The organism is Litchfieldella rifensis, from assembly GCF_042646605.1.
Taxonomy (GTDB): Bacteria; Pseudomonadota; Gammaproteobacteria; order Pseudomonadales; family Halomonadaceae; genus Litchfieldella; species Litchfieldella rifensis.
This window is the reverse complement of the sequence record NZ_JBHRUG010000013.1, coordinates 116,406-136,441: the sequence shown is the minus strand read 5'-3', so window position 1 is coordinate 136,441 and position 20,036 is coordinate 116,406. Positions and strand designations below refer to the sequence as shown.

Annotated in this window: 18 protein-coding genes; 13 read left to right on the top strand and 5 right to left on the bottom strand. The window is 63.6% G+C overall.

The features are described 5' to 3' along the window. Positions 1 to 47: 47 nt before the first annotated feature. Positions 48 to 1,757 carry a 2-isopropylmalate synthase gene (gene leuA, locus ACFOEV_RS06065; protein ID WP_386772239.1) on the top strand — a complete coding sequence of 570 codons (1,710 nt, stop codon included), beginning with the start codon at positions 48 to 50 and terminating at the stop codon, positions 1,755 to 1,757. A 131-nt stretch (positions 1,758 to 1,888) separates the two neighbouring features. Here the strand turns inward: leuA and epmB are convergent, their stop codons facing one another. Then, complete coding sequence (gene epmB / locus ACFOEV_RS06060) at positions 1,889 to 2,950, bottom strand: EF-P beta-lysylation protein EpmB (RefSeq protein ID WP_386772238.1); 1,062 nt, start codon at positions 2,948 to 2,950, stop codon at positions 1,889 to 1,891. 103 nt (positions 2,951 to 3,053) lie between these two features. Between epmB and efp the strand changes: the two genes are divergently transcribed. Both efp and epmA read left to right on the top strand, forming a co-directional pair. Beyond that, positions 3,054 to 3,620 (top strand): elongation factor P, encoded by a 567-nt coding sequence (efp, locus tag ACFOEV_RS06055; RefSeq protein WP_386772237.1) that lies wholly within the window; start codon positions 3,054 to 3,056, stop codon positions 3,618 to 3,620. Positions 3,621 to 3,770: 150 nt separating this feature from the next. Then, complete coding sequence (gene epmA, locus ACFOEV_RS06050) at positions 3,771 to 4,742, top strand: EF-P lysine aminoacylase EpmA (RefSeq protein WP_386772236.1); 972 nt, start codon at positions 3,771 to 3,773, stop codon at positions 4,740 to 4,742. Here epmA and asd read toward each other — a convergent pair. From asd to rsgA, 3 genes are all read right to left on the bottom strand, one after another. Next, positions 4,726 to 5,610 (bottom strand): archaetidylserine decarboxylase, encoded by an 885-nt coding sequence (gene asd / locus ACFOEV_RS06045; protein WP_386772235.1) that lies wholly within the window; start codon positions 5,608 to 5,610, stop codon positions 4,726 to 4,728. The two genes, epmA and asd, sit on opposite strands and share 17 nt — an antisense overlap. A 15-nt stretch (positions 5,611 to 5,625) precedes the next feature. Next, positions 5,626 to 6,456 (bottom strand): sulfurtransferase, encoded by an 831-nt coding sequence (locus tag ACFOEV_RS06040; protein WP_386772234.1) that lies wholly within the window; start codon positions 6,454 to 6,456, stop codon positions 5,626 to 5,628. A gap of 75 nt (positions 6,457 to 6,531) precedes the next feature. Beyond that, positions 6,532 to 7,551 carry a small ribosomal subunit biogenesis GTPase RsgA gene (rsgA, locus tag ACFOEV_RS06035; RefSeq protein WP_386772233.1) on the bottom strand — a complete coding sequence of 340 codons (1,020 nt, stop codon included), beginning with the start codon at positions 7,549 to 7,551 and terminating at the stop codon, positions 6,532 to 6,534. Positions 7,552 to 7,658: 107 nt separating this feature from the next. Between rsgA and orn the strand changes: the two genes are divergently transcribed. Next, positions 7,659 to 8,252, top strand: a complete 594-nt coding sequence (gene orn / locus ACFOEV_RS06030; RefSeq protein ID WP_386772232.1) for an oligoribonuclease — start codon at positions 7,659 to 7,661, stop codon at positions 8,250 to 8,252. 108 nt (positions 8,253 to 8,360) lie between these two features. On the opposite strand, the gene queG is transcribed toward orn, so the two are convergent. Then, a complete protein-coding gene (gene queG / locus ACFOEV_RS06025) occupies positions 8,361 to 9,473 on the bottom strand; it encodes a tRNA epoxyqueuosine(34) reductase QueG (protein WP_386772231.1) in 1,113 nt (370 codons plus the stop codon). A gap of 118 nt (positions 9,474 to 9,591) precedes the next feature. Here queG and ACFOEV_RS06020 point away from each other — a divergent pair, with 118 nt between their 5' ends. From ACFOEV_RS06020 to hflC, 9 genes are all read left to right on the top strand, one after another. Then, positions 9,592 to 11,103 (top strand): NAD(P)H-hydrate dehydratase, encoded by a 1,512-nt coding sequence (locus ACFOEV_RS06020; protein WP_386772230.1) that lies wholly within the window; start codon positions 9,592 to 9,594, stop codon positions 11,101 to 11,103. Beyond that, positions 11,084 to 11,587 (top strand): tRNA (adenosine(37)-N6)-threonylcarbamoyltransferase complex ATPase subunit type 1 TsaE, encoded by a 504-nt coding sequence (tsaE, locus tag ACFOEV_RS06015; protein WP_386772229.1) that lies wholly within the window; start codon positions 11,084 to 11,086, stop codon positions 11,585 to 11,587. The genes ACFOEV_RS06020 and tsaE overlap by 20 nt, the downstream gene beginning before the upstream one ends. A gap of 92 nt (positions 11,588 to 11,679) precedes the next feature. Further along, on the top strand, positions 11,680 to 13,089 hold the full coding sequence (locus ACFOEV_RS06010) for an N-acetylmuramoyl-L-alanine amidase (protein ID WP_386772262.1): 1,410 nt from the start codon (positions 11,680 to 11,682) through the stop codon (positions 13,087 to 13,089). 158 nt (positions 13,090 to 13,247) lie between these two features. Further along, on the top strand, positions 13,248 to 15,179 hold the full coding sequence (gene mutL / locus ACFOEV_RS06005; RefSeq protein ID WP_386772228.1) for a DNA mismatch repair endonuclease MutL: 1,932 nt from the start codon (positions 13,248 to 13,250) through the stop codon (positions 15,177 to 15,179). Between the two features lie 26 nt (positions 15,180 to 15,205). Further along, on the top strand, positions 15,206 to 16,144 hold the full coding sequence (miaA, locus tag ACFOEV_RS06000) for a tRNA (adenosine(37)-N6)-dimethylallyltransferase MiaA (protein ID WP_386772227.1): 939 nt from the start codon (positions 15,206 to 15,208) through the stop codon (positions 16,142 to 16,144). 110 nt (positions 16,145 to 16,254) lie between these two features. Further along, positions 16,255 to 16,500, top strand: coding sequence for an RNA chaperone Hfq (gene hfq / locus ACFOEV_RS05995; RefSeq protein WP_016418008.1), 246 nt, complete (start codon positions 16,255 to 16,257; stop codon positions 16,498 to 16,500). A 14-nt stretch (positions 16,501 to 16,514) separates the two neighbouring features. Next, on the top strand, positions 16,515 to 17,828 hold the full coding sequence (gene hflX, locus ACFOEV_RS05990; protein WP_386772226.1) for a ribosome rescue GTPase HflX: 1,314 nt from the start codon (positions 16,515 to 16,517) through the stop codon (positions 17,826 to 17,828). 95 nt (positions 17,829 to 17,923) lie between these two features. Next, on the top strand, positions 17,924 to 19,129 hold the full coding sequence (hflK, locus tag ACFOEV_RS05985) for an FtsH protease activity modulator HflK (RefSeq protein WP_386772225.1): 1,206 nt from the start codon (positions 17,924 to 17,926) through the stop codon (positions 19,127 to 19,129). Then, complete coding sequence (gene hflC, locus ACFOEV_RS05980) at positions 19,126 to 20,019, top strand: protease modulator HflC (RefSeq protein ID WP_386772224.1); 894 nt, start codon at positions 19,126 to 19,128, stop codon at positions 20,017 to 20,019. Before hflK ends, hflC begins: the two co-directional genes overlap by 4 nt. Positions 20,020 to 20,036 lie beyond the last annotated feature (17 nt).

The following is a 20,036-nucleotide window of genomic DNA, read 5'->3' as shown; positions in this document are numbered from 1 at the left end:
CGCCGTATCCAACACTTGCCCCGCGTCCCGTCCAAGGAGTCCACGCCATGATGCTCAGCGATCCGTCCGTCAAATACCGCCCCTTCGTCGCCATCGATCTGCCGGATCGACGGTGGCCCGATGCGCGCATTAGCCGGCCGCCGCTGTGGTGCAGCGTGGACATGCGCGATGGCAACCAGGCGTTGATCGATCCCATGGACATGGAGCGCAAGCGGCGTTTCTTCGAGATGCTGGTCGAGATCGGCTTCAAGCAGATCGAGGTGGGATTCCCTTCGGCGTCACAGATCGACTTCGACTACGTACGTGAACTGATCGATAACGACCTGGTGCCCGACGACGTCACCATCCAGGTGCTGACCCAGGCGCGTCCGCACCTGATCGAGCGCACCTTCGAGGCCCTCAAGGGCGCCAAGCGCGCTATCGTTCACGTCTACAACGCCACCGATCCGCTGTTCCGCCGGGTGGTGTTCAACGTCGACAAGTCCGAGTGTGTGAAGATCGCCTGCGATGCCACGGCGCAGATCAAGCAACTGATGGCCGATAACCCGGAAACCGACTGGACCTTCCAGTATTCGCCGGAGCTGTTCACCTCGACCGAGATGGATTTCGCGGTGGAGATCGTCGAAGCGGTGATGGACACCTACGGCCCCAGTGCCGACAAGCCGATGATCGTCAACCTGCCGGCCACGGTGGAGGTCGCCACGCCCAACAACTACGCCGACCAGATCGAATGGTTCTGCCGCCGGGTCAAGAATCGCGACACCCTGATCGTCAGTGTGCATCCGCACAACGACCGTGGCACCGGGGTCGCCGCGGCGGAACTCGCGGTGATGGCGGGGGCCGATCGTGTCGAGGGCACCCTGTTCGGCAACGGCGAGCGTACCGGCAACGTGGATATCGTGACCCTGGCCATGAACCTTTATACCCAGGGCGTGCATCCCGAGCTCGATTTCTCCAACATCACGCCGATCATGCGCGAGGTGGAGCACTGCAACCAGTTGCCGGTACACCCGCGCCATCCCTATGTCGGCGACCTGGTCTTCACCGCCTTCTCCGGCTCTCACCAGGATGCCATCAAGAAGGGTATGGCCGAACGGCGTCAGCACCCCGACGCCATGTGGGACGTTCCCTATCTGCCCATCGATCCGCTGGACGTGGGTCGCAGCTACGAAGCGGTGATCCGCGTCAACAGCCAGTCCGGCAAGGGCGGCGTGTCCTACCTGCTGGAAAGCGAGCATGGCATCGAGCTGCCGCGGCGCCTGTCGATCGAGTTCAGCCAGGTGGTCCAGGAAGTGGCCGAGCGCACCGGCAAGGAGATCACCTCGCAGATGATCTTCCAGGCCTTCGCCGACGAGTACCTCGAGGCGGTCTCGCCCTATGCGCTGATCAATCATCGCCTGACGTCGGAGCCCGACAGCGCCCGCATCCATCTCGAGGCAACGATCGAGGAGGAAGGCAACCGCAAGACCATCAGCGGTGAGGCCAACGGTCCGCTGGCGGCCTTCATCAAGGCGCTGGCCGCCAATGGCGTGACGGCGGAGATCATCGACTATCACGAGCATGCCCGTGGCCAGGGGGCCGATGCCGAGGCCATCGCCTACGTGGAAGTGCGTATCGACGGCAAGGCAGTATTCGGCGTCGGCCTCGACGAGAGCATCACCAGCGCGTCGATGAAGGCGGTGATGAGCGCACTGAACCGTCATCTGGCGGCCAACCAACCGGTGGCGCCCAATGTCACGGCCAAGACGTTAGCCTGAAGTCATTAGCTATAAGCTGTAAGCTGTAAGCTGTAAGTAAACCCCATAGGTTGCGGCCTATGGGGTTTACTGTTTTCTGGCTTACGGCTTACGGCTTACGGCTTACGGCTTACGGCTTACGGCTTACAGCTCTAGAGCGGTGTCTTACTGGCTTCGCCGGGCACTTCGCGCACCAGGCGCGGCATCAGGAAGCCCGGCAGGCGCTGGCGCAGTTCCTCGACCAGGGTGCGCGCCTCGTGGTCGGGAACGTCGAAATGCGCGGCGCCGTTGACCGGGTCGAGCACGTGCAGGTAGTAGGGCAGGATGCCGGCCGCGAACAGGCGCTCGGAGAGCGCATGTAGCGCTGCCACGCTGTCGTTGATGCCGCGCAGCAGCACGCTCTGATTGAGCAGCGTCACGCCGATGCCCTGTAGCCGGCGGCAAGCGGCCACCACGGCGTCGTCGATCTCGTTGGCGTGATTGATATGCAGTACCACCACCTTCTGCAGGCGGGTGGCGGAGAGCCAGGCGAGCAGGGCGTCATCGATGCGATCGGGTATCACCACCGGCAGCCGGGTATGAATGCGTAGCCGCACGAGGTGATCGATCGCCTCCAGGCGGTCGAGGAGCCAGCCGAGTTGCCGGTCGCTGGCTGCCAGCGGGTCGCCGCCCGAGAGGATGACCTCAGTGATCGAGTCGTCGCCACGGATATAGTCCAGCGTGTCGTCCCACTGGACCCGCGATGGGGCATTCTCGTGGTAAGGGAAGTGGCGGCGGAAGCAGTAACGGCAATTGATGGCGCAGGTCGGGCTGGCGATCAGCAGCACGCGGCCGCGATACTTGTGGATAAGGCCGCGACGCGGCGTATGCCCGGTCTCTGCCAGCGGATCCTGGACGAAGCCTTCCACGGCATCGCCCTCCGCCGTCAGTGGCAGCACCTGCCTGAGCAGCGGATCGCGCGGATCGCCGCGACGGATGCGCGCCAGATAGGCTTCCGGGACACGCACCTCGAACAGGGCGTGTCCCCGTTCGGCACCGGGCAGCCAGGCGGGGTCGAGTGCCAGGCGTCGGCACAGTTCGCGCGGGTCGCGAAGGGCGCTGGCCAGCTGCGCTTGCCAGCCGCCTCGAGGCGTGGTCGGCAATATCGCCAGGGGCTCCTCACGGGGACTGAGTAAGGAGCCGGTCTGCACATTGGCGGGGCTTCGGGTTATCATGCGTGACACCAATCCAAGAGGCGAAGGGGGTTGTCCCTTCGTCGATGTATTCACGTGCGCGGCGTCCGTTCGAGTGGCCGCGCCCGGATATCAGTGAGGAATCATGGCGAGCTATTCTACCAATGAATTCAAGGCCGGTCTGAAGGTCATGCTCGATGGCGACCCGTGCGCCATAGTGGAAAACGAATTCGTCAAGCCGGGCAAGGGCCAGGCCTTCAACCGCGTCAAGCTGCGTAACCTGATGACCGGTCGTGTCTGGGAGCGCACCTTCAAGTCGGGTGAATCGCTGGAAGCCGCCGATGTAATGGACCTCGAGATGGAATATCTCTACAACGACGGCGAGATGTGGCACTTCATGAAGACCGACGGCTCCTTCGAGCAGTATGCCGTGGACAAGAAGGCCTTGGGCGACACCGAGAAGTGGCTTAAGGAGCAGGTGCCCTATACCGTGACGCTGTGGAACGATAACGCGATCAGCGTTTCACCGCCCAACTTTATCGAACTCGAGGTGGTCGAGACCGATCCTGGCCTCAAGGGCGACACCGCCCAGGGCGGCTCCAAGCCGGCAACCCTGTCGTCCGGCGCCGTGGTCCGGGTGCCGCTGTTCATCAACCGGGGCGAGGTGCTGAAGATCGATACTCGTTCCGGCGAGTACGTCTCCCGAGCCTAATGGTGGCAAGGCGAGCGGTAAGCTTGAAGTTATAAGCGGTAAGTCACCCCCTTAAAGCTGTTCCGGAGGTAAGTTGTAGCGGCTTACGGCTTACCGCTCCGAAGGCCACGCTTACCCGGCGTGGCCTTCGTCGTTCTGGAGGATCATGTCATGACCATCGATTGGCAGCCCACGGCCTCGATCGAGACCCTGCGCGAACGGGCGCGCCTGCTAGCCGAGGTGCGGCGTTTCTTCGCAGAGCGCGACGTGCTCGAGGTGGAGACACCGGTGTTGGGGCACGGCGGCAGTACCGACGTGCATCTCGACTCGCTGTCGCTGACGGCGACGACGCCCGCCGGGCGTGAGCGGCTATGGCTGCAGACGTCGCCGGAATTCCACATGAAGCGCTTGCTGGCCGCCGGAAGTGGACCGATCTTCCAGTTAGCCAGAAGCTTTCGCGATAGCGAAGTGGGGCGTCGCCACAATCTCGAATTCACCATGCTCGAATGGTACCGGCCGGGGTTCACGCTCGTCGAGCTGATCGACGAGACCGAAGCGCTGATCCGCCGCTTGTTGCCCGATCTCGGCCCGCGGCGGCTGCATCGCTATCGCGAGCTGTTTCGCCGGCACCTGGCCATCGACCCCTTTACGGCACCACTGGCGAGCCTGCGCCGCCTGGCAGGCGAACACGGGGGGCTGGACATGACCGGCGCCCTGCGCGACGACTGCCTGGATTTGCTGATGAGCCTGGCGATCGAGCCGGACCTGGGCGACGACGGGCTCGACGTGGTGATCGACTATCCGGCCAGCCAGGCGGCATTGGCCCGCCGGCACCGCGATGCCGAGGATGGTGCCTGGGTGGCGTCGCGCTTCGAGGCCTATGGGCGGGGGCTGGAACTCGCCAACGGTTACGACGAATTGATCGATGCCGATGAGCAGGCGGCGCGCTTCGTCGAGGACAATGCCCAGCGCCGTTGGCTGGGCAAGCCCGAGGTGGATGTCGACCAACGCTTGCTGGCGGCGCTCGACGCGGGCATGCCCGCCGGCTGTGGCGTGGCGCTGGGGATCGACCGCCTGATCCAGCTCGCCCTGGGCAAGGCGAGCGTCGCCGAAGTGATGGCCTTCGCTACCCCGCGCTGCTAGCGGCGTTGCCGTCTTGGTAGCGGATGCGCTGGATGGGCCCGACCCCGCCCAGCCGTTCGCCCATGCTGACCATGGAATCGATGCTGAGGTCGTCGAAGTCGACTTCGCGGCCAAAGCACATCACCACGGTGGAGCCCAGCTTGAAGCGTCCCATTTCGGCGCCCTTTTCCAATGTGATGGGCTCATCGAAGCGAATGCGCTGTATCTCGCCGGACAACGGCGTGATCTGCCCGGCCCATACGGTCTCGATGGCGGCGACGATCATCGCGCCCACCAGGACCATGGCCAGGGGGCCTTGCTCGGTATCGAAGATGCAGACCAGGCGCTCGTTGCGCGCGAACAATGCCGGCACGTGGTTGGCGGTGGCCCGGTTGACCGAGAAGATCCGGCCCGGCACATAGACCATTTCCCGGAGTGTACCGGCCAGCGGCATGTGCACCCGGTGGTAGTCGCGAGGCGAGAGGTAGACCGTGGCGAAGCTGCCCTGGCGGAAGGGGGCCGCACGGTGCACGTCGCCCCCCAACAGGGTGGTGAGCGAGTAGGCCTGGCCCTTGGCCTGGACCAGGGTGCCGTGGTAGGTACGCCCGTACTGCGATAGTGTGCCGTCGGCGGGCGATACCAAGCCGTCGCCGATGGGGCGCGCCTCGGCCTTCATGGCACGCGTGAAGAAGTCGTTGAAGCAGGCATAGGCCGTGGGGTCTGGTTCCAGGGCCTGGCTCATGTCGACCTCGAAGTGGCGGATGAAGGCCTGGATGAACAGATGCTTCAGCCAGGGGATGCGGCATTCGGCAAACTTGCCCACCAGGCGCGAGATCAGGTGATGGGGCAGGGGATACTGTATCAGGGCAAAGAGCTTGTCGCGGGTCACGTTCGGGGATCCATTCTATTTCTCTATCGGGGTATCGTCGCGGTTGCCCCATTCCTGCCATGAGCCGGCATAGGCGCGCATCTTCTCGAAGCCCAGCGCCTTGCCGACCAGCCAGGTGAGGCCGCTGCGGTGATGGCTCTGGCAGTGGGTGACGACTTCCATATCGGGAGTCAGGCCCAGCGCTTCGAGTTCCGTGACCAGTTCGGCATAGTCGCGGATGCGCAGGGCGCGCTCGCGGTCCATGGCATCGGTCCATTCCATGTTCACTGCGCCGGGGATATGCCCCAAGTGCTTGTTCCGGCCCTTCTTCCCGTCGTATTCCTCCTTCGAGCGGGCATCCCAGATGGCGAAGCCCTTTTCGCCCAGGCGCTCCTTGAGCTCGGTGCGGTCGATGAGGGCCTCGGGGTGCAGGTACTCGGCCTCGTAGTCGCTAGGCCGAGGGGCATGTTCAGTGGTGGATGTCTCGAGCCCCGCCGTACGCCAGGCATGGATGCCGCCATTGAGATAGGAGTAACGCTGGTGGCCGATCAATTCCAGGGTCCACAGCAGGCGCCCGGCCCAGCCTCCGCCTTCATCGTCATAGGCCACGACATGCGTATCGCGGGTCAGGCCCAGTGACGAGAACAATGCCGATAACGCGGCTTCGTCGGGCACGTCGTTGGGTACATCGCCGCTACCACACAGCAAGCGACGGTGGTCGAGGTAGATGGCCCCGGGCACATGGCCCTCGGCATAACTCTCGGCCTTGAGGGGCACGTCGATGATCAAGAGTTGCGGCTCGTCGAGATAGCCGGCCAATTGCTCGGGCTCGACGATCAAGGGCAGTAGGTTGTCTTCAGAGCTCATGGGACACTCCTCGCGAGTCATGCGGTAATGTCAGGGATAATGGCACAGCCGATGGCCAGCCTGCGAGCCACCGAGTCAACGTGATTCGTCGTCCAGGCTATCGAGGATCCGGCGGTAGCTGGCGAAGCGCTGCGGGTGGATGTCACCGCGCTCGACGGCGGCCAGCAGGGCACAGCCGGGCTCGGCACGATGGCGGCAGTCGCGAAAGCGGCAGTGGCCGAGATACTCGCGAAACTCGATGAACCCCTCGGTGACCTGTTGAGCGTCGAGATGGGTCAGGCCGAACTCGCGAATACCGGGGGAGTCGATCAGTTCGCCTCCGGCGGGCAGCGGGTAGAGGCGCGCAGTGGTGGTGGTATGGGTCCCCTTGCGTGAATCAGCGGAAAGGTCGCCGATCCTGAGAACCTGATCGGGCAGCAGTCGGTCGATGAGTGAGGACTTGCCAACCCCGCTCTGGCCGACGAATACCGAGGTGCGGCCGGTCAGTTGCCGGTGCAGAGGTGCGAGCCCGTCGACATGCTGGGTGGTGGTGGTGACCACCGGATAACCGAGTGCCTCGTAGCGCCCCAACAGCTCACGCAGTTCGCCGCCGCTGGCGGGCAGTAGGTCGACCTTGTTGAGCACCAGCACGGGCTGGATACCGGTGGCCTCGGCAGCCACCAGGTAACGGTCGATCAGGTTGGCGTAGGGAGAAGGCTCCACAGCGAAAACGATCAGGATCTGATCGATATTGGCCGCAACCGGCTTGAGCTGGCCACGCGCGTCGGGGCGTTCCAGCACGTTGTCGCGCGTGCCGCGTGCCACCACCACGCCGCCGCCATTGCCGCCTGCACGCCAGATCACGTGATCGCCGGTCACCAGGGCATCGAGATTGGCCCGCAGATGACAACGGGAGACCTGGTGGTCGGTGTCGTCCTGCACATCGAGCGTGCGGCCGAAGTGGGCGATCACTCGACCGGGGCGTTCCGGGCCGTATTCGCCGGCATCGAGCTTGTCCTGGTCATGCACATCGCGCCGGGCGGCGCGTTCGGCGCGCTCGGCCTGGATCTTCTCGATACGCCAGCGCTGTTGGCGGGATAGCTTGCGTTTGCTCATGCGGCCCCAAGGGTCTGTACAATGGTGGATATTGTAACTATCCCGGGCATGGCTGTCGCGATAGCGGCGGCGGATGGTCCGGCTTATTCACTCGAGGAGTCTTGCTCATGTCGGATGACCGCGCTGCCGTCCCCCGCCAGGATCTGCTGGTATGGATCGACTTGGAGATGACCGGCTTGGATCCCGCTTGCGAACGTATCATCGAGGTGGCCACGCTGATCACCGACAACCAACTGAATCTGATCGCCGAAGGCCCGGTGATCGCCGTGCATCAGCCCGATAGCCTGCTCGAGGCCATGGATGCCTGGAACCGGAAGACGCATGGGGAATCGGGGCTGGTCGAGCGAGTCAGGAACAGCCGCGTCGATACGGCGGCGGCTGAGCGTCAGACCCTCGAGTTCCTCAAGGCGCATGTGGCACCGGGAACCTCGCCGATGTGCGGCAACAGCGTGCATCAGGATCGCCGCTTCCTGGAGCGCGAGATGCCGGAGCTGCTGGCCTTCTTCCACTACCGCAATCTGGATGTCTCGACCCTCAAGGAGCTGGCCAAGCGCTGGAATCCTGCGGCTCTGAAGGGCTTCGAAAAGCGCAATACCCATCAGGCGCTGGACGATATCCGTGAGTCGCTGGCCGAGCTCGCCCATTACCGCCAGACGTTCCTGCGGCTGGAACCGCCGGAGGAGGACGAGGAGGAGCAATAGCCCCTACGGGGAGCGGTAAGCCTTAAGCTATAAGCTGTAAGAAAAATCTGGTTTATCAGGATGTTGTGGAAAGTTCTGGCTTACGGCTTACGGCTTACGGCTTACGGCTTATAGCTCACGGCTCACGGCGATCACTCGTTGGCGCTTGTCGCGCTGCCTGGCGAGCGCCCAGCGCACATGCTCGCGCACCAGGTCGGAGGGGTAGGCCAGGCGCGCCCGCAGGGCGGCCTCGACGCTTTCGCTCCAAGGGGCGTTGCCCAGCCCCACCGCCAGGTTGCGCAGCCAGCACTCATAGCCGATACGGCGGATGGCGCTGCCCGCGGTCTTGGCAAGGAATTCTTCCTCGCTCCAGGCGAACAGCGTCACCAGGTCGATACGGTCGAGGTCGTGGCGCGGCGCGAAGTCGTCCTCATCGCTCACTCGGGTAAAGCGGGTGAAGGGGCAGACCAGTTGGCAGTCGTCGCAGCCATAGACGCGATTGCCTATGGCCGCGCGGAACTCCTCGGGGATGGTGCCCGGCAGTTCGATGGTCAGGTAGGAAATGCAGCGCCGGGAATCGACGACCTTGTCGTCGACGATGGCCCCGGTGGGGCAGGCCGTGCGGCAAGCCGAGCAACTGCCGCAGTGTTCGGACTCGAAGGGTTCGTCCACCGGCAGCGGCAGGTCGGTGTAGAGTTCGCCGAGGAAGAACAGCGAGCCGGCCTGAGGGTTGAGCAGCATCGAATTCTTGCCGAACCAGCCAAGCCCGGCCTTCTGCGCCAGGGCGCGTTCCATCACCGGGGCCGAGTCGACGAAGGCCCGATAGCCGAAGGGGCCGACCTCGGCCTCGATGCGTTGGGCGAGTTGCGCCAGACGCTTGCGGATCAGCTTGTGGTAATCGCGGCCCAGCGCGTAGCGCGATACATAGGCCTTGTCGGGACGCCCCAGCACCTTGGTGGTTTCCACCTCGGGAGGCAGGTAGTCCATGCGCACGCTGATGATACGCAGCGTACCGGGAATCAGCTCGGCGGGACGGGTGCGCTTGCGGCCGTGCTTGGCCATGAATCCCATCTCGCCATGCCGGCCGGCCGCCAGCCAGCGCTCGAGATAGCGCTCGTGCACCTCGAGATCGGTGTCGGTGATGCCGACCTGCTGGAAACCCAGTTCACGTCCCCAGGTCTTGATGGTGTCGGCGAGTGCGTCCAGGTCGGTGGTATCGAGTGCGGTAGTGGGTGACGACATGGAAATGGAGTCGAAGGGCTCGCGCGTAAAAACCGTGAAAATGTAACGCAAGGCGTTTGGCGGCCGGGAAGAACACCCTACACTAGAAGGCATGTCGACGTCATATGCGGAGAAGCCGATGTTGGAGCCTTCGGGACGCCCCTTGTATCTGGCCGAGCAGGTGCGTGAGCTCGATCGACGCGTCATCGCGGGCGGTATCGAAGGATTCGCGTTGATGCAGCGAGCCGCCACGGCGGCCTATGATGCACTACGAGAACGCTGGCCCCGGGTGCGGCACCTGAGCGTGTTCTGTGGCAGCGGCAACAATGCCGGCGATGGTTATGTGATGGCGGCCCTGGCGGTATGCGATGGTCTGAGCGTGCAATTGATCGCGGTACGTGACCCACAGAGCCTCTCGGGCGATGCCGCACGCGCCCTGGAGATGGCGGAAAAGGCCGGGCTGCGTGTCCAGATCTGGCACCCGGAGCTCGACCTGGCCGGCGATGTGGTGGTCGATGCCCTGTTGGGTACCGGGCTGTCCGGTGAGGTGCGTGAGCCCTACCGGGGAGTCATCGAGGCGATCAATGCCAGTGGCAAACCGGTATTCGCCGTGGACATCCCCTCGGGACTCTCGGCGAACAGCGGAGCGGTCCTGGGGACTGCCATCGAAGCGACCCTGACGGTGACCTTCATTGGCGACAAGCCGGGCCTGCATACCGGGGCCGCCGTGGCGCATGTCGGCGAGCACCGGCTCGCCTCGTTGGGTGTCGATGTTCACCAGCATGCCGACGTCCCTCCGGTGGCCACACTGCTCGATGCCGGATTGGTCGACGCCTTGCTGCCGCCACGCCGTCGCGACAGCCACAAGGGCGACCAGGGACATGTGCTGGTGCTTGGCGGCGCGCCGGGGTTCGGCGGCGCGGCGTTGCTGGCGAGCGAGTGCGCGGCACGCCTGGGAGCCGGCAAGGTGAGCCTGGCCACGGCCCCCGAGCACGTGGCCGCGAGCCTGGTGCGCTGCCCGGAAGTCATGGTCCATGGCGTGCGTTCCGCCACCGAGGTCACGTCGTTGCTGAACGCTGCCGAGGTTCTGGTCGTGGGGCCCGGGCTCGGTCAGGGGGCCTGGGGGCAGGCAATGTTGCAGGTGGCGCTGGCGACGGACAAACCCTTGGTGGTGGATGCCGATGCCCTCAACCTGCTGGCCTCGTGGTGGTCGAGCCGGCGTCGTGACAACTGGATTCTAACGCCGCATCCGGGCGAGGCGGCTCGCCTGCTGGGATCCTCCGGGGCCCGGGTGCAGGCCGATCGCCTCGGCGCCGCCCAGGAATTGCAACGTCTTCGCGGTGGCATCGTCATCCTCAAGGGCGCCGGCACCGTGGTTGCTGGCCCCTCGGACGTCGGGATCTGTCCCTATGGCAATCCCGGCATGGCCAGCGGCGGCATGGGCGATGTGCTGTCCGGCATGCTGGGGGCTCTGCTGGCACAGCGCCTGCCCCTTGAACCGGCAGCTCGCCTGGGCACGATACTGCATGCGCGAGCCGCCGATATCGCCGCCGAAGCCGGTGGTGAGCGTGGTCTGCTGGCCAGCGATCTGGCATGCTATGCGCGACGATTGGCCAACCCGCGGAACGATGATGCAGGTGAAACTCGATGACGAGCAGGCGCATGTCGCCTTCGGTGAAGCGCTGGGAACGGCGTTGCAGGGGCGGGGCCAGGTCCACCTCGAGGGCGAGCTGGGCGCCGGCAAGACGACACTGACCCGTGGCGTGCTACGGGCCTATGGGCATCGCGGTGCGGTCAAGAGCCCCACCTACACGTTGGTGGAGCCTTATGAGCTGGGGGCGGTCCGGGTCCATCACTTCGACCTCTATCGGCTGGGCGACCCCGAAGAGTTGGAGTTCATGGGCGCGCGCGATCTGCTCGACAGCGACACTCTGTGCTTGATCGAGTGGCCGGAGCGCGGCGAGGGATGGTTGAGCGAGCCCGATCTGCACATTCATCTGCTGGTCAGCGATCGCGGGCGCGTGGCCAAGGTGCGCGCCATCAGCGAATATGGCACACAAGTATTGGCACGGCTGGCACCGCTCTGGCAGCACGCCGGCCAGGCTGTCGACAAGGAAGATCCAACAAGGCAATGAGTGGCATGTTCGAAACTGCGATATCCGCCGTTGCGCGGCGCAAGTCGTCGCCGCGCCTCGCCAGGCAAGGGGGGCTGCTGTCGCTATGGCTGATGGTACAGATGGCCTTGTCGAGTCTGGCGTCGGCGGCCGAGATCGATAATATTCGCCTGTGGGCGGCGCCGGATCATTCACGCCTGGTGTTCGACCTTTCGGCGCCAGCGCAGGCCGATGTCTTCACGCTCGACAATCCCGATCGCCTGGTGATCGATCTCGATGACAGCCGCTTGCAGGCCGACCCGGGGCGCTTGAATCTCGATGGCAGTGCCATCAATGCGGTACGTACGGGGATCCGCAATGGCAATGGCCTGCGGGTGGTGCTGGATCTCGATCGGCAGGTCGAACCGCGTCACTTCACCCTGGACCCCAACGATCAGTATGGCCATCGCCTGGTGGTGGATCTTGAATATCCCGGCGAGAGCGCCGTGGAGGATCCCATCGATCCCATCGAAGCAATGATCCGCGAGCAGGAAATCGCCGCCGAACGGGCGCATGTCGAGGCCCAAGCCAGCGGGCAGGCGGCGGATACCGTTACCGCCATGGTGCAGCAGCAGGCACAGCCTCATCCCAAGCGTGACATCATCATCGCCGTCGATGCGGGGCATGGCGGGGAGGATCCCGGTGCCATCGGGCCGTCGGGAACCCGTGAGAAAGACGTGGTCATGGATATCAGTCGACACCTGCAGCGGCTGATCAATGACACCGAAGGTTTTCGGGCGGTGATGATTCGCGACGGCGACTACTACGTGGGGCTGCGTCAGCGTACGCGGATCGCCCGAGAGCAGAAAGCCGATTTCTTCGTCTCCATCCATGCCGATGCCTTCTCCAGCGCCAGGCCCAATGGCAGTTCGGTCTATGCCCTGTCACAGCGCGGGGCGACCTCCGAGACGGCGCAGTGGTTGGCCAATAGCGAGAACCGTGCCGACCTGATCGGTGGCGTGGACGGGAGTCTCTCGCTCAAGGACAAGGACGAGGTGTTGCGCGGGGTGTTGCTGGACCTGACCATGACCGCCACGCTCAATGACTCCCTGGCCATCGGCGGTCAGGTGCTGGATAAACTGGGGCGCATCAATCGCCTCCACAAGTCGCGTGTCGAGCAGGCCGGGTTCATGGTGCTGAAGTCGCCGGACATTCCCTCCTTGTTGATCGAGACCGGCTTCATCTCCAACCCCGACGAGGAGCGTCGCCTGCGCGATCCTGCTCATCAGGCACAGTTGGCGGCGGCTATCCATGGTGGTCTGCTGGCGCATTTCGAGCGTAACCCGCCACCGGCGAGTCTGCTGGCCTGGCAGCGTGATCGAGGGCGCGGCAGTGCTCGCGACGAATACCGCATCCAACCCGGCGACACGCTCTCCGAGATTGCCGCGCGACACCAGATACCGTTGGCGCAGTTGAAGCAGGCCAACGAGATCAACGGCGACGTGATTCGTGTCGGGCAGGTGCTGCGGATACCGAGTTCATGAAGAGCAAGCGATTAGCTGTAAGCTATAAGCTGTAAGAAAAACCTGGTTTATCAGGGTTTTGTGGGAAATTCTAGCTTACGGCTTACGGCTTACGGCTTACGGCTTACGGCTTACGGCTTACGGCTTACGGCTTACGGCCTTGAGCTTTTTGGAGTGTTATGACAGACGGACGACGCATCCATATCCTCAATCCGCGTCTGGCCAACCAGATCGCTGCCGGTGAGGTGGTCGAACGGCCAGCATCGGTGGTCAAGGAACTGGCGGAAAATGCCATCGACGCGGGGAGCCGGCGCATCGAGGTCGAGCTCGAAAGCGGCGGCGCCCGTCTGATTCGCGTGCGTGACGATGGCTCGGGGATCGCCGAGGACGACTTGCCGTTGGCGTTGTCGCGACATGCCACCAGCAAGATCGAGTCGCTCGAGGACCTGGAAGGGGTCGCTAGCCTGGGGTTCCGCGGCGAGGCGCTGGCATCGATCAGTTCGGTATCGCGCCTGGAGCTGACCTCCAATGTCGAAGAGGATCCCCGCGGCGGCTGGCGGGTGGTGGCAGAGGGCCGTCAGATGGAGCCGCGGGTCAGTCCGGCGCCACACCCGCGAGGCACCTCGGTGAGCGTGCGCGACCTGTTCTTCAATACGCCGGCACGCCGCAAGTTCCTGCGTACCGAGAAGACCGAGTTCGGTCATGTGGAGGAGGCCTTCCGTCGCCTGGCGTTGTCGCGTTATGACATCGGCTGGACGCTGCGGCATAATCAGAAGACCCTGCATCAGTTGCGCGGGGCCGAGGATGCCGCTTCGCGGGAACGTCGTATCGGCGCCTTGCTGGGCAGCAAGTTTCTCGACAACGCCTTGCACCTCGACCTCGAGACCGGCGGATTGCGCTTATGGGGCTGGGTAGGGCTTCCCACGCATTCCCGGGCCCAGGCCGACCAGCAGTACTTCTTCGTCAATGGCCGGGTGGTACGCGACCGGCTCGTTGCGCATGCGATTCGCCAGGCCTACCGCGACGTACTCTTCCATGGTCGCCATCCGGTCTTCGTGCTCTATCTGGAGGTGGAGCCGAGCGTGGTCGACGTCAATGTGCACCCGACCAAGCACGAGGTGCGCTTTCGCGACGGTCGCCTGGTGCATGACTTCCTGTTTTCCAGCCTGCACCGGGCACTGGGTGAGGTGCGCCCCAATGCCGCGACGGCAGACGCATCGCCCGCGCCTTCGTTGGCGGTGGCGGGGCACGAGGAGACGCCGAGCGAGGAGGTTCAGCCGCGTTGGCAACAGCAGCCGATGGCACTGCGCCACGGCGAGCAGGAGGCTCGCCCAGGTGCCGACCGTGTCAGGCAGTTCATGGCGGGTTATCATGCCCTGCATCCCGATCACGAGGAGAGCCTGCTGACGCCGCAGCCAGCGGTACCGGGCGGCGGTGCCGCCGAGACGGCCTGGCGTGAGCGGCGACAGCATGCCGAGGCACCGCCGTCGTCATCTCCTGCACTGCCCGAGGACGATGCCACTCAAGCACCGCCGCTCGGCTATGCCGTCGCCCAGTTGCATGGCGTCTACATTCTCTCGCAGACAGCGCGCGGTCTGGTGGTCGTCGACATGCATGCCGCCCACGAACGCATCACCTACGAGCGCATGAAAGCCCAGGTTCACGGCGGTGCGCTGGAGGCCCAGCCGTTGCTGGTGCCGGTATCGCTGGCGGCGAGTCACTCGGAGGTTGCCACCGCCGAGGCCGAGCATGACGCCTTCGCTCGTTTGGGCGTGGAGCTGGATGTGGCCGGGCCGGAAACCTTGCTTGTTCGCCAGGTGCCGGCCTTGCTGGCCGATGCCGATGTCGAGCCGTTGATTCGCGACATGCTCGGGGACCTGGAGCGTTACGGACGTTCCGATCGCCTGGAGGTGCGCATCAACGAATTGCTTTCGACCATGGCTTGCCATGGTAGCGTACGCGCCAACCGTCGGCTGTCCCTCGCCGAGATGAATGCCTTGTTGCGCGATATGGAGCGTACCGAACGCAGTGGTCAGTGCAATCACGGTCGCCCGACCTGGACCGAGATGACCATGAACGAACTCGACAAGCTGTTCCTGCGTGGCCAGTGACCTTGAAATGACCCGCGAGGATGGTAATGGCTGACGCTCGACCACTGGCGATCCTGCTGATGGGCCCCACCGCGGCTGGCAAGACCGATCTGGCCATCGAGTTACACGAGCGGCTGGGATGCGAACTGATCAGTGTCGACTCGGCGTTGATCTATCGCGGCATGGATATCGGCACCGCCAAGCCCGTGGCCGAGGAACTCGCCCGTGCGCCTCATCGCCTGATCGATATTCGGGACCCGACCGAGATTTACTCGGCAGCGGACTTTCGCCAGGATGCGCTGCGCGAGATGCGGCAAATTACCGCAGGAGGCGGCATTCCGCTGCTGGTCGGCGGCACCATGATGTATTACAAGTGTCTGGTCGAAGGGGTGGCCGATCTACCTGCAGCGGACGCCGTAGTACGCGCCGAGCTCGAGACCATGGCCGAGGTCCGGGGGCTGGGAGCGCTGCACGACGAGTTGGCCCGGGTCGACCCTGTGTCGGCGGCTCGGATCCACCGCAATGATCCGCAGCGCCTGATGCGTGCCCTGGAGGTCTACCGCGTGAGCGGGCAGCCGATGAGCAAGCTATGGCAGGCGCAGCGCCCGGAAACCTTCCCTTGGCGCACGCTGTCGATAGGAGTGGCGCCCGCTGATCGAGGCTGGTTGCACGAACGCATCGCTCGGCGCTTCGGGCTGATGCTCGAACAGGGCTTCATCGAGGAGGTGGAGGCGCTTAGGCAGCGCGGTGATCTGCATCTGGGGCTGCCGTCGATGAAGTGCGTGGGTTATCGTCAGGTGTGGGAATACCTCGATGGCCATTACGATGCTGCCATGCTGAACCACAGAGGGATCGTGGCGACACGGCAGTTGGCCAAGCGCCAGCTCACGTGGCTGCGCAGTTGGCGAGAGATGGCGTGGGTGGACGCCCAGCGTGCCGACGCACTCGACGAGATCCTGAAAATCGTGCGCCAATGTGGCACTTAGCGTAAGATAGTCCTTTCGCTTGACGGGAATGTCGAGTCGTTGACGAAACATGCGCCACCCGGGTGGCAGAACAGAAAACATCTATCAAAGAGACAGTTAGGGAGAGCAAAATGTCCAAAGGGCAGTCCCTTCAAGACCCGTACCTGAATATCCTGCGCAAGGAGCGCATTCCGGTATCCATATTTCTGGTCAACGGCATCAAGTTGCAGGGGCAGATCGAGTCCTTCGATCAGTTCGTCATTCTGCTGCGTAATACCGTTAGCCAGATGGTTTACAAGCACGCTATCTCGACGGTGGTGCCGTCGCGTAACGTGCGTCTACCGGCCCAGGATCCTGCGGCAGTGCAGGAAAGTTGATCGTGAGGTAGTGATTGTTTTTTGAACGACCCGACGCCGGAGAGACGGCGGTCCTCGTCCATGTTGATTTTCAGGACGAACAAGAACGTGAAGATTCGGGAGAATTCCTGGAACTGGTGCGTTCTGCGGGCGCCGAGCCGGCCACCCTGTTGCAGGGTAGCCGGCATCGACCCGATCCTCGCACCTTCATCGGCAGTGGCAAGCTCGAAGAGTTGCAAGAGCTGTTGGCCATTCATCATGCCGAACTGGTGATCTTCAACCATGCCCTGAGTCCGTCTCAGGAGCGCAATCTCGAACGTGCGCTCAAGTGCCGGGTGCTGGATCGCACCGGCTTGATTCTGGATATCTTCGCCCAGCGCGCGCGTACTCATGAAGGCAAGCTACAGGTCGAGCTGGCGCAGCTTGAATACATGTCCACTCGCCTGGTGCGTGGCTGGACTCACCTCGAGCGCCAGAAGGGTGGCATTGGTCTGCGCGGTCCTGGGGAAACGCAGCTCGAAACCGACCGTCGCTTGCTGCGTGGGCGTATCAAGTCGATCCACAAGCGCCTCGACAAGGTGCGCAGTCAACGTAGTCAGAATCGTCGCGCCCGCGCACGAGCGGAGATCCCCAGCGTGTCGCTGGTAGGCTATACCAATGCCGGCAAGTCGACCCTGTTCAATGCCCTGACCGAAGCGAGGGTATATGCGGCCGACCAGCTTTTCGCTACCCTCGACCCCACGCTGCGACGTCTGGAGGTCAGGGATGTGGGGCCGGTAGTGCTGGCGGATACGGTCGGCTTCATTCGTCACCTGCCGCATAAGCTGGTGGAGGCCTTTCGCGCTACCCTGCAGGAGGCCGCCGAGGCCAGCCTGCTGGTGCACGTGATCGATGCCGCCGATCCCGATCGCGACCTCAACGTGACGCAAGTGCAGGCGGTGCTCGAGGAAATCGGCGCCAGCGAGGTGCCCACCCTGCTGGTCATGAACAAGATCGATCTGCTCGACAGTGCCCCTCGCATCGAGCGGGACGGCGATGGTCGTCCCGAGGTGGTGTGGGTATCCGCGCAACGGGAGCAGGGGCTCGAGCTTCTGGCTCAGGCCCTGTCGGAATGTCTGGCCGGCGATGTGCTCGATACGTGCGTGGCGCTCGCCCCGACACAGGGTCGGCTACGCGCCGGTCTGCACGAACTGGGGGCGGTGCGTGACGAAACCTTCGACGAGCGTGGTCGGACCCTGCTGGATATCCGCCTCCCCAGGCGCGATTTCCTGCAGCTCATGGCGCGGCTGGGCGAGAACGCCAATGATTATCTCCCCGCGGAGCATCGAGAGCGCCCCGTGTGGGAGTGACGGACGAAACATCGCAATCGATACTGTGATGCTCGATGACGTGCGTAGCCCGCGTCATTGATGCCTACGTATGAAACGCAGAGTGGAGAGGACGTATGGCTTGGAATGAGCCTGGTGGTGGCAATCAGCACGACCCCTGGAGTGGTGGTGGCCGGCGTGGCGGTGGTAGCGGGGGCGGTGGCGGCAATAACTCGGGGCCGCCCGACCTCGACGAGGCGCTGAAGAAATTTCAGGACAAGCTCAACAGGATGCTCGGCGGTGGCCGTGGCAAGCGTGGCGGTGGTGGCAAAGGCGGTGGAGGCCGTCGCAATGTCTTTGCCTTGCCAGGTTTGCTGCTCATCGTGGCGCTGGCGATCTGGGCGGCCTCCGGCTTCTACCTGGTCGACCAGGCCGAGCGTGGTGTCGTGCTACGCTTCGGCAAGTTCCAGCAGATCGTCACTCCGGGGCTGCACTGGAATCCTCCGCTGATCGACGATGTGCGCATGGTCAACGTGACTCGTGTGCGCTCGCTCAGCCAGACCCAGTCGATGCTGACCCGCGACGAGAATATCGTCGAAGTCGAGATCTCGGCTCAGTACCAGGTGGCGAATCCGCGCGACTTCGTGCTCAACGTGCGTAATCCGCAGTTGAGTATCGAGAACGCCCTCGACTCCGCCCTGCGCCATGTCGTCGGTGGCACCGACATGATCGAGATCCTCACCTCCGGTCGTGAGATCCTAGGCAGTACCGTGGCCAGCCGCCTGCAGTCCTATCTGGACAGCTATGGCACCGGCTTGAGTCTGCAAACCATCAACATCGAGTCCACGGCACCACCGAATCCCGTTCAAGATGCGTTCGATGACGTGATTCGCGCCCGTGAGGATCGCCAGCGGACCATCAACGAAGCAATCGCCTATGCCAATGCCATCATTCCGCAGGCCCAGGGCCAGGCACAACGCTTGATCGAGCAGGGCCAGGGCTATCGCGAGTCGGTGGTCGCCGAGGCCCAGGGCCAGGCCAACCGCTTCAATTCGTTGCTCTCCGAGTACCGCAATGCACCCAAGATCATGCGCGAACGCCTGTATCTGGATGCCATCAGCGAGGTGCTGGGCCAGACCAACAAGGTGCTGGTGGATGTCAGTGAGAACAGCCCACTGATGTACCTGCCACTGGATCAGTTGCGTTCCGGTAGCGCTGGGCGCAATGACCAGGCCACTGACAGTACGTCCGAAGAGAGTTCCGTCGACCCTCGTGCGCTCGAGCGCACGCGTAGTCAGCAGCAAAGCAGCAGCAGTGGCATCCGCAGGGAGGGCCGTCAATGATCAACAATCGTTCCTTGCTCATCGTTGGGGGCCTGGCCGCGGCTGCCTGGTTGGCTAGCAGCAGTCTCTACATCGTCGACGAGACCGAGCGTGCGGTGAAACTGCGCTTTGGCGAGGTCATCGAGGAAAATATCCAGGCGGGGCTGCATTTCAAGATCCCGATTACCCAGACGATACGCAAGTTCGACATTCGCGTGCTGACCCTGGATACCGATCCCAGCCGCTACCTGACCTTGGAACAGAAAGCGGTGATCGTCGACTCCTTCGTGCAGTGGCAGGTGGTCAATCCCACTCGATACTACGAAGCGACTGCCGGCGACGAGATGATGGCAGTGCGACTGATCCAGCCGCGGGTCGACGAGAGTCTGCGTAACGAGTTTGGCCGTTTGAACTTGCAGCAGATCATTTCCGAGCGTCGCGACGAACTGATGACGGGGCCGACGCAGGAGCTTGATAGGTTGCTGCGCGATGAGCTGGGGGTCTCGATCATCGACATTCGTGTCAAGCAGATCGATCTGCCGGAAGATGTCTCGACGGCGGTCTATGACCGTATGCGCTCCGAGCGTGAGCGGGAAGCCCGCGAATGGCGCGCCCAAGGGCAGGAAGAGGCCGAGCGGCTTCGTGCCAATGCCGATCGTCGCCATCAGGTGCTACTGGCCCAAGCCCGAGAACGTGCCGAGACACTGCGCGGTGAAGGCGATGCCGAGGCTGCTGCCATTTTTTCTCAGGCTTACCAGCAGGATGAGGAATTCTACTCGTTCTGGCGCAGTCTGAATGCCTATCGAACCAGCTTCGACGGTGATGGCAATATGCTGGTGCTGGAACCGTCCAGTGACTTCTTCCGCTACCTCAACAGCCCCGCGGCCCCGTCGACCAGCGGCGGTGAATGAGGTGATCGCCAAGTTGG

Excerpts from the sequence above, each read along its gene's own strand:
- ACFOEV_RS06010 (WP_386772262.1), top strand. The coding sequence starts at position 11,680 with ATGGTACAGATGGCCTTGTCGAGTCTGGCGTCGGCGGCCGAGATCGAT.
- hfq (WP_016418008.1), top strand. The coding sequence starts at position 16,255 with ATGTCCAAAGGGCAGTCCCTTCAAGACCCGTACCTGAATATCCTGCGC.
- epmB (WP_386772238.1), bottom strand. The coding sequence starts at position 2,950 with ATGATAACCCGAAGCCCCGCCAATGTGCAGACCGGCTCCTTACTCAGT.
- epmA (WP_386772236.1), top strand. The coding sequence starts at position 3,771 with ATGACCATCGATTGGCAGCCCACGGCCTCGATCGAGACCCTGCGCGAA.
- hflK (WP_386772225.1), top strand. The coding sequence starts at position 17,924 with ATGGCTTGGAATGAGCCTGGTGGTGGCAATCAGCACGACCCCTGGAGT.
- efp (WP_386772237.1), top strand. The coding sequence starts at position 3,054 with ATGGCGAGCTATTCTACCAATGAATTCAAGGCCGGTCTGAAGGTCATG.
- mutL (WP_386772228.1), top strand. The coding sequence starts at position 13,248 with ATGACAGACGGACGACGCATCCATATCCTCAATCCGCGTCTGGCCAAC.
- tsaE (WP_386772229.1), top strand. The coding sequence starts at position 11,084 with ATGCAGGTGAAACTCGATGACGAGCAGGCGCATGTCGCCTTCGGTGAA.
- rsgA (WP_386772233.1), bottom strand. The coding sequence starts at position 7,551 with ATGAGCAAACGCAAGCTATCCCGCCAACAGCGCTGGCGTATCGAGAAG.
- ACFOEV_RS06020 (WP_386772230.1), top strand. The coding sequence starts at position 9,592 with ATGTTGGAGCCTTCGGGACGCCCCTTGTATCTGGCCGAGCAGGTGCGT.
- orn (WP_386772232.1), top strand. The coding sequence starts at position 7,659 with ATGTCGGATGACCGCGCTGCCGTCCCCCGCCAGGATCTGCTGGTATGG.
- ACFOEV_RS06040 (WP_386772234.1), bottom strand. The coding sequence starts at position 6,456 with ATGAGCTCTGAAGACAACCTACTGCCCTTGATCGTCGAGCCCGAGCAA.
- queG (WP_386772231.1), bottom strand. The coding sequence starts at position 9,473 with ATGTCGTCACCCACTACCGCACTCGATACCACCGACCTGGACGCACTC.
- hflC (WP_386772224.1), top strand. The coding sequence starts at position 19,126 with ATGATCAACAATCGTTCCTTGCTCATCGTTGGGGGCCTGGCCGCGGCT.
- miaA (WP_386772227.1), top strand. The coding sequence starts at position 15,206 with ATGGCTGACGCTCGACCACTGGCGATCCTGCTGATGGGCCCCACCGCG.
- leuA (WP_386772239.1), top strand. The coding sequence starts at position 48 with ATGATGCTCAGCGATCCGTCCGTCAAATACCGCCCCTTCGTCGCCATC.